The 8720-nt window shown below is 41.2% G+C and carries 7 protein-coding genes and 1 pseudogene; 6 read left to right on the forward strand and 2 right to left on the reverse strand.

Annotated features, from left to right (window positions below; genetic code table 11):
- Positions 1 to 602 precede the first annotated feature (602 nt).
- The 5 genes from rpmI (at position 603) to ACT3SX_RS11965 (ending at position 5683) form a co-directional block, all read left to right on the forward strand.
- Positions 603 to 800: a 50S ribosomal protein L35 gene (gene rpmI / locus ACT3SX_RS11945; protein ID WP_011281253.1), complete on the forward strand. Its 198-nt coding sequence runs from the start codon at positions 603 to 605 to the stop codon at positions 798 to 800.
- A gap of 137 nt (positions 801 to 937) precedes the next feature.
- Positions 938 to 1294 carry a 50S ribosomal protein L20 gene (gene rplT, locus ACT3SX_RS11950; protein ID WP_011281252.1) on the forward strand — a complete coding sequence of 119 codons (357 nt, stop codon included), beginning with the start codon at positions 938 to 940 and terminating at the stop codon, positions 1292 to 1294.
- Positions 1295 to 1639: 345 nt separating this feature from the next.
- Positions 1640 to 2695 (forward strand): phenylalanine--tRNA ligase subunit alpha, encoded by a 1056-nt coding sequence (pheS, locus tag ACT3SX_RS11955; RefSeq protein WP_192520256.1) that lies wholly within the window; start codon positions 1640 to 1642, stop codon positions 2693 to 2695.
- A 60-nt stretch (positions 2696 to 2755) separates the two neighbouring features.
- Positions 2756 to 5161: a phenylalanine--tRNA ligase subunit beta gene (gene pheT / locus ACT3SX_RS11960; RefSeq protein ID WP_442069956.1), complete on the forward strand. Its 2406-nt coding sequence runs from the start codon at positions 2756 to 2758 to the stop codon at positions 5159 to 5161.
- A gap of 222 nt (positions 5162 to 5383) precedes the next feature.
- Positions 5384 to 5683: an integration host factor subunit alpha gene (locus ACT3SX_RS11965; protein ID WP_110923573.1), complete on the forward strand. Its 300-nt coding sequence runs from the start codon at positions 5384 to 5386 to the stop codon at positions 5681 to 5683.
- A 408-nt stretch (positions 5684 to 6091) separates the two neighbouring features.
- On the opposite strand, the gene ACT3SX_RS11970 is transcribed toward ACT3SX_RS11965, so the two are convergent.
- A complete protein-coding gene (locus ACT3SX_RS11970) occupies positions 6092 to 6430 on the reverse strand; it encodes a hypothetical protein (protein ID WP_192520258.1) in 339 nt (112 codons plus the stop codon).
- 681 nt (positions 6431 to 7111) lie between these two features.
- Between ACT3SX_RS11970 and ypfJ the strand changes: the two are divergent.
- Positions 7112 to 8002: pseudogene (ypfJ, locus tag ACT3SX_RS11975) on the forward strand (KPN_02809 family neutral zinc metallopeptidase).
- 124 nt (positions 8003 to 8126) lie between these two features.
- Here ypfJ and ACT3SX_RS11980 read toward each other — a convergent pair.
- Positions 8127 to 8366: a hypothetical protein gene (locus ACT3SX_RS11980; RefSeq protein WP_192520259.1), complete on the reverse strand. Its 240-nt coding sequence runs from the start codon at positions 8364 to 8366 to the stop codon at positions 8127 to 8129.
- Positions 8367 to 8720 lie beyond the last annotated feature (354 nt).

Raw genomic sequence — 8720 nt, forward strand, 5'->3', positions numbered from 1 at the left:
CCTCTTTAATCCCTCTTGAATACAAAAATCGCAATCGAGCCTCATTCAACAATGCTGTCAATGACTCCAGCGTGAGATGATGGCCTGTATCAATTTCAGTATGCCGCACACGCATCACTGTTTCAAAGACAAATAGATCGTTATCAAAGTGCAACTCTTTTTTTGACACGTTATCTCCTAGATTGATGGCAGTTAATAGCTTCTGCTTTTTATCGTATAAATTGGCAGTATCATGATAATGAGCTTATGATACAAGGATAATATTTGTGATAAGTAGTCTTGTATGACGAGCGCTTAGATTGTATCAACGCTTGGTCTCTACCAAAGCAAGGTTTAGGTTGTCATTCAATTCATTTGAAAGAAAACCTACCACTTTGTTCTCGTTGCTATAAAAAGAGCTATGAATTTGATTATACTCTTTATTTATAGTGATGGTTGACTACTACAAGTCTGAAACTTTACTTGGCAAAACAGTGCATTATCTGCTAAAATACGGCCTCCCACCTCAAGGCAAATAGCAGTTTAGTGGTTGTTTTTATACTACTACGCTATATTAACTATTTGACGACCAGGTTCTATTAAAGACAAAGAGGCAAGTCATCATGAAAGTTAAGATGAAAACCAGAAGCGGTGCCGCTAAACGCTTCAAAAAAACAGCAAACGGATTCAAGCGTAAGCAAGCATTCAAAAGCCATATCTTGACCAAGAAATCAGCTAAGCGTATTCGCCAGTTGCGCGGTCTGAAGATGGTGGACAAGTCTGACGAAGCAGCAGTTCGTCGTATGTGCCCATACATCTAATAGCCTATCGTCATGTGTTTTTAACAAAGAGTTATCTCTTTAATTAAAAATATTTGGCTTGCAATCTGACAACGATGTTTATCAATGAATAACATTGTTGATCGTTTAACAATGATTAAGAATTCTTGGAGTAATTTATGGCCCGTGTAAAACGTGGTGTACAGGCGAATCGTCGTCACAAAAAAATCCTAAAACGTGCAAAAGGCTACTACGGTGCCCGTTCACGTGTTTACCGTGTAGCGGTACAAGCAGTGACCAAAGCTGGTCAATATGCTTATCGTGACCGTCGCAACAAAAAACGTACTTTCCGTCGTCTTTGGATTGCACGTATCAATGCTGGTGCACGCTTAAACGGCTTAAGCTATAGCCGCTTTATCAATGGTATGAAAAAAGCAAACATCGCAATCGATCGTCGTGTACTTGCTGACATCGCTATGCATGATGCAGCGACTTTCACAGCATTGGTCGAAAAAGCAAAAGCGGAATTGGCCTAAATATTAACCGTCCTTTAGGTAGATTACTTAGTAAATACATTACTTGATAAGTAATCATCTAAATGGATAGGACTAATATTGATTAATAGTATGATATTAATAAAAGCTACCGCTGGTCGGTGGCTTTTTTTATATTAATTTATTTTAAGGTTGGCTTTATCAGAGATAAGCTGCCCCTTTAATTTTTTGATATAGCATTTCTTACCGTCTAAATATTCAAGCCATTCATACTGCTAGCCTTTGGTTTAAAATGATAGGGCAAATGGTTTGCAATATTTGGTCAAACCCCTACAATTACTAATCACTATTATTAATAGTCCGTTTAAATCAGGAATAATGCGTCTTATGACTACCCCTGCTGCTATCAACGATTTGTCGGCGCTACCGACCTTATCCTCAGAGCTTAACGAGTTGACAGAGTCTCAGCTAACAGAATATGCCAATGCCGCTGAAGCATTGGTTTTACAAGTCACTGATGCACGCGCTTTGCAAGATTTGCGTGTGCAATTAACAGGCAAAAAGAGCTCACTAACTGGCTGGTCAAAGCAGATGGGCAAGCTCAGTGCTGATGACAAAAAAACTTATGGTGGTTGGTTACATGCGGTACGTAGCCGTATTCAACAGACATTGACTGATCAGCAACAACAGCTAGAAGTAGCTGCACTAAATGCCAAACTCGAAGCAGAAAGTATTGATATTACATTGCCTGCTCGCGGTGGTCAAAAAGGTCACTTGCATCCGGTTACGATGATTACCCAGCGTATGCAGCAGTATTTTGTGCAAGCAGGGTTCAATGTGGCGACTGGTCCTGAAGTCGAGAGTGATTATTATAACTTTGAAGCACTCAATATTCCATCGCATCACCCTGCACGAGCGATGCATGACACATTCTATTTTGATGCGCATTACTTATTGCGTACACATACCAGCCCAGTGCAAATTCGTACGATGAAAAAGAATGAACCACCCATTCGTATTATTTGTCCTGGTCGCGTTTATCGTAATGACTCAGATCAAACTCATTCACCGATGTTCCATCAGTTAGAAGGACTTATGGTCACAGAGTCGAGCACATTTGCTGAGTTAAAAGGTTTGATTAGTGAGTTTTTGGAAGCGTTTTTTGCCAAAGAGCTGACTGTACGTTTCCGTCCATCATTTTTCCCATTCACAGAGCCTTCTGCTGAGGTGGATATCTTAGATGACAATGGCAAGTGGCTTGAAGTGATGGGCTGCGGTATGGTGCATCCACAAGTGCTGACCAACTGTGGTATCGATGCCGAAAAATATACGGGTTTTGCTTTTGGTATGGGTATTGAGCGCTTTGCGATGCTGTATTACGGTATCGATGATTTGCGTTTGTTCTTCCAAAATGACGTACGCTTTTTAAAGCAGTTTGGCTAGATTTTCGTTCTTGATATTAATACGTCTACCTTTATTCTAAAATTCTGATCCGAGATACTTATGAAAATTAGCGAACAGTGGCTACGTCAATGGGTGAATCCCACAAATACCAGCGAACAGTTGGCCGAACAATTAACAATGGCAGGACTTGAGATTGATGACCGTTATGCGGTAGCTCGTGCTTTTAGTGGCGTGGTCATCGGAGAGGTCGTCAGCGTCGAACAGCATCCAGACGCTGATAAACTGCGAGTCACGCAGGTAAATATCGGTGAAGCTGAGCCGCTACAAATCGTCTGCGGTGCCCCTAATGTCACCGTCGGTATGAAAGCTCCAGTTGCCACAGTCGGTGCAGTTTTGCCAAGTGAAGATAAGAAAGGCTTTAAAATTAAAAAAAGCAAACTACGTGGTGTTGCCTCTAATGGCATGCTCTGCGGTGCTTCAGAAATTGATTTAACTGATAACATTGATGGTTTGCTTGAATTGCCAACTGATGCACCAATCGGTATGGATATCCGTGAGTATTTGGGTTTAGATAATCAAATACTGGATATTTCAATCACTCCGAACCGTGGAGACTGCTTTAGCGTACGTGGTATCGCTCGTGAAATATCAGTCATTAACGACCTACCAATACAAATGCCAACTATCGCTGACAACATCACCATTACTGAAAATAGCGCAACACCAAGCGTTACAGTGAATGCCGTTGAAGCATGTCCTCGCTACTTATTACAATCGATTAGCAATATCGATCGTAGCATTGAGACACCGAAATGGATGCAGGATGCGCTCGTTCAATCAGGGCTACGTTCACATAACTTTTTGGTTGATGTGACCAACTATGTATTGATGGAATTGGGTCAACCGCTACATGCATTTGATGCTGATACCATCGTTGGCGATATCGTTGTGCGTCTGGCAGAGCCTGCGGAGACCATTACTTTACTCAATGAACAAACGGTTACCTTAACAGGTGATGAGTTAGTCATTGCTGATGATAAAGGCGCACTGGCACTTGCTGGTATCATGGGTGGTCAGCGTAGTAGCGTTACGGATAGCACGACCAATATTGTGCTAGAAAGTGCTTTCTTTGGTCAGCTTGCTATCGCCGCTCGCGCACGCCGCTTTGGTTTACATACTGATGCGTCGCAACGTTTTGAGCGTGGGGTGGATTTTGAGTTACCAGCGCTAGCATTGGCACGTGCTTGTGACTTAATTATTAGCGTCACTGGCGGTCAAGCGGGTCCTATAGTAAAAGCTGAGAGTAGCGAGCATTTACCAGTGCGTGCGCCAATTACTTTACCAATCACTAAAGTTCGTGATGTCATCGGCATTGAGATTGAGCCAGCAGAGATGGTTCGTATTTTGACTCAGTTAGGGTTCGACGTAGAGCAGCAAGAGGATGTGCTAGTCTGTAAGCCGCCATCTTATCGCTTTGATATGAGTATTAAAGAGGACCTCATTGAAGAGATTGCCCGTATCTATGGCTATGACAATATCCCAAGCGTCCTGCCACATTTGCAAGTCAGTATGGATTATGATGACACGGCAGATTTGACCCATCAGATGAAGCTGTCACTGGTCGATAATGGCTATATGGAAGCGATCAGCTTTAGCTTTAGCGATGCAAAACTAGAAGCGTTAATTGATGATGAGGCTTTGGGAGAAGTGTTGGCATTGGCCAATCCTATTTCTAGTGACTTGGCAGTGATGCGTCGCACCTTACTATCTAGTTTATTGCCTTGTGTACAATACAACCTAAACCGTCAACAACCACGTGTGCGTTTCTTTGAAACGGGTTTGAGTTTCGTGGGTCGTAGTGTTAGTGACTTGCTACAAACGCCAAGTATTGCTTTGGTAGCAGTTGGTGATGTGTGGGATGAGCAGGCTTATCAAAACCGTGCGCTAGACTTTTATGACCTCAAGCATGATATTGAGCAATTATTACCTGCACAGATAGACAGCGCACGTGTTCGTTACGAGCGCAGTGAACTAAACTTCTTACATCCTGGGCAGAGCGCTAAATTATACATTGATGATACCTACGTTGGTTGGTTGGGACAACTGCATCCTAGTACAGCAAAGCAATTAGACCTACCTGCCACTTGGGTTGCTCAATTATCATTGGCACCCTTGCTAACCCTTGCTCGTGAGCAACATACGATCACCACACCAAGTAAGTTTCCACAAGTACGCCGTGATATTGCAGTCTTAGTAGATAGTGATATCAGTTTGCAAACATTAGAAACCACGATTCGGGCTGCTGCAGGTGAATTGCTCAGTGATCTTTGGTTGTTTGATGTATATCAAGGCGACAAAGTACCAGCAGGCCAACGCTCATTAGCTTTTGCACTGGTATGGCAAGACAGTACGCAAACATTATCTGATGATGCTGTGAAAACCACGACTGATAAGGTTGTACAAGCGCTAATAGAACAACACTCAGCACAGCTACGCGATAGCTAATTTTTTATATCGATATAAATGCTCTGTAGTCTTGTCATTCATGAGGCTATGGGGCATTGCTATTTGTAAAAAAATCATAAAAAAGTTAAGTGGTTATTAATAAAGGACTTTAACACGGTTTTTGTTAAAAAGATGTCCAAAACCCTTTATAATAGCTACCCTTAACCCTCATACCGCTAGACCATGATATTCGACATCACGACATAGCATAGGAGTCGTACTGTGAGCACTTTAACCAAATCTGACATGATTGAGCATTTGATGAGCCACCTTAACCTAACACGCCAAGAAGGTCGCTGTCTGGTAGAGAACTTTTTTGATGAGCTGTCAGAGAGTTTGATTGATGGCAAAGAGGTCAAGCTTTCAGGCTTTGGCAATTTCGAGCTTAAAGACAAAAATAGCCGTCCAGGTCGTAACCCCAAAACAGGGGAGCCAGTTGCGGTATCAGCCCGACGTGTAGTCACGTTCAAAACAGGACAAAAATTTCGTCAACAGGTTGATGAGCGCTTGTTTGATGCCTAATACAGGCTTTTGAGTTAATAATATGAATATGATGATCTAAGCATTTTGATGTTTAGGTCATTTTTTAATATTTTTTATATAAGCGTGTTTATTACTGCCTATACATGAGTGCTGATATTAGGGTCTGTTGAACATTCAAATATTAGGACTGCTTTGCCCGTTTGCAAGGCGAGAGCTGTGATCGAGTGGAGGGCAGGGCTATTTTTTGCCAATACATGGCGACATTGTCTAACCTAGAACGACTAGGCGTCAAAAATTTCCCTGCGTATTGTCTAAAAAATAGTCACTGCCAGTATCACATTTGAATGTTCAACAGACCCTAGTAGATATCATAAATAATAGGCACAAAAAAAGAGAGCTAAGGCTCTCTTTTTTACTACCGTAATTTTATCATATAAACGATAAAAATTACTGAGCAGCTGGTGCTTCTTCTTCAGTAACAACGTCGTCTGATGCATCAACAGCAGCCATGTCGCCTTCAGCAGCTTCGCCATCTACAGGAACTTCAGCAGCAACTTCGGCTGTAGCATCAGCGATGTCAGTTTCAGCAGCATCAACAGCAGCTTCAGCGTCAACAGCAACTTCTTCGCCTTCAGCAGCAGCTTCGCTTAGGTCGTCTTGTGCTTCTTGTACTTCACCTTGTGCATCATCTAGGTTGTCAGCAGCTTCTTCTGTGTTGCTACCACAAGCAGTTAGGCCCATAGTTGCAGTCATGATACCAGCTAGAGCAAGTAATTTAAGTTTCATAGTGTTTTCTCCGGAAAAATGAAATGACCAGTAGTAGTAACATAAGTTGAAATTTGAGATTTCTCATAATCCCACAAGTCTTAGTCACAGATACTCAGCTTGCACGCATTCTATATGTTTTCTATCTAAATGGAAATAGTCCGTACAATTAAGTAACAATAAAAATATAAGTTTAATTTTACTTCGTATATTTATTATTATCTTTAATATAATAAAATATATTGGTGGAAATAAAATTAAAGATATTAGATTGTTTTTAAACAGTTTTTCTAAAATTTTGCGTACAGTTAACTTTGCAATAATTTACTGCATTTATCTCCATGAATATAGTAAATAAATGTAACGATTGTAGCAATATAAGTAAAATAGAGAGCTATTGGCTATCAAACGCACTTTATAAACCTTGAATTATCAAGGTAAGTAATGATGCTAACGGTTATATTGCATGAATAATTATTAGGGTGTATTGAGTATTAAATAGCGCCTATTAGTGAATGTTTGATAGACCCTAGAGCGTATCCTCACTTTGAAAGTGCAGATAATATCGAGATATTAGCAGGCTACTTGAAGCAGTTTGGCAAATAGTTAGACATTTTTAGTCCATTTAATATTTATTGTTTAGGTTGAGGATACACCATAATATAAACAGTATTATATATCGTATGTTTAAGGAATAAAGTTATGAAATGGCAAGGTCGACGTGGTAGCTCAAACGTACGTACTAGTAGTAGTGGCGGTAAGGTAGTGGGTGGCAGTATTGGCGGTATTATTATTGCTGGTATCCTATGGTTAGTATTCGGAGTAAATCCGATGACGGCTTTACAGACGGGTCAGGTAGTCGCAGGCAGTGGTAATAATAATACCTCTACCGAAGCTGCAACCAGTAATGATCGAGATACGCAGTTTGTAAAAGTAGTATTGGCTGATACAGAAGAAGTTTGGCATCAAATATTTAACGAAGCAGGTAGTACCTATAAAGAACCTTCCTTAATTCTTTTTACAGGTCAGGTCAACTCAGCGTGTGGTAGTGCTAGCTCTGCAACTGGTCCATTTTATTGTCCAGCGGATCAGACGGTTTATTTAGACACATCGTTTTTTGTAGAAATGAACCAAAATCTAGGCATCACTGGTGACCAGCAAGGATCTGGTGAGCAAGATAATGCTGGCAAAGCAGGTGACTTTGCACAAGCGTATGTTATTGCACATGAGGTTGGTCATCATGTGCAGACTTTACTAGGTATCAGTCAACAAGTTAGCGAAGCCAGTCGTCAAGTGACGCAGGTAGAAGCCAATAAGCTGTCAGTGCTACAGGAGTTGCAGGCAGACTGTTTCGCAGGTGTTTGGGCGCAGCGTAATCAAGAGCGTGTAGAGTTCTTGGAAGCGGGTGATATCGATGAAGCCATCAATGCAGCCAGTCAAATCGGTGATGATCGTTTAGCGAAGGCCAGTGGTGGAGCCGTTGTACCTGATAACTTTACTCATGGAACCAGTCAGCAACGAGTGTAATGGTTCACTCGTGGTTTAGAGAGTGGTAGCGTTCAGTCTTGTGATACTTTCAGTGGTGCCTTATAAAGGTATTTCGTGTCTCCTCAAAGAAAGAAGATTCCTCCAAATGCAAAAAACCTGCAATCGATTGCAGGCTTTTTTATGTCAGCTAAGATTCTATCAAGGTGGGATGCAGCCTTGATAAGATTAATTAGCGAGTTTGATCAAGAATATAAGCACCAGCACCACCAATTGCTGCACCACCAAGTGCGCCCTGAGCGATATCTTCGCTATTGCCGCTACTCTTAACGATAGCACCCGCAGCAGCACCAACAGCAGCACCTTTAGCAGTGTTGCTCAAGCCACTGCTATATCCGTTAGTTGCACAGCCGCCCATGATAAGAGCAGAGCTAGTAAGAGCAGTCATTGCAATAGTTTTAGCAAATTTCATAATATCACCTGTTAAGTTATCAAGTTAGTTAATCATAGTCAAAGCACGATATTTGCATTGTCCAAGTATCTTGGTACTAACATTCAGTATTAGGGTACTTGGGCAATAGTCTTGAAATGACCTATTTTGTTATCGTAAGACATATCGTGGTCTGTATTAATAAAGACTGCGTTAAATGTACCAAAAATTGATACTGCTGTCGATTTGTGTAGCAGAGTATGCTTATAGTAACCCGACTACCAATTTATGCGCGTAGTAAAAGCGCTATTCTTTGCAAATATCCTGTAAAGGATGTTTCTCCACTGTGTCCTTGATGAATATTTTTCTGGAAGTTATTACACTTGCATAGATATA

This window comes from Psychrobacter sp. AOP31-B2-9 (assembly GCF_052378005.1).
Classification (GTDB): Bacteria; Pseudomonadota; Gammaproteobacteria; order Pseudomonadales; family Moraxellaceae; genus Psychrobacter.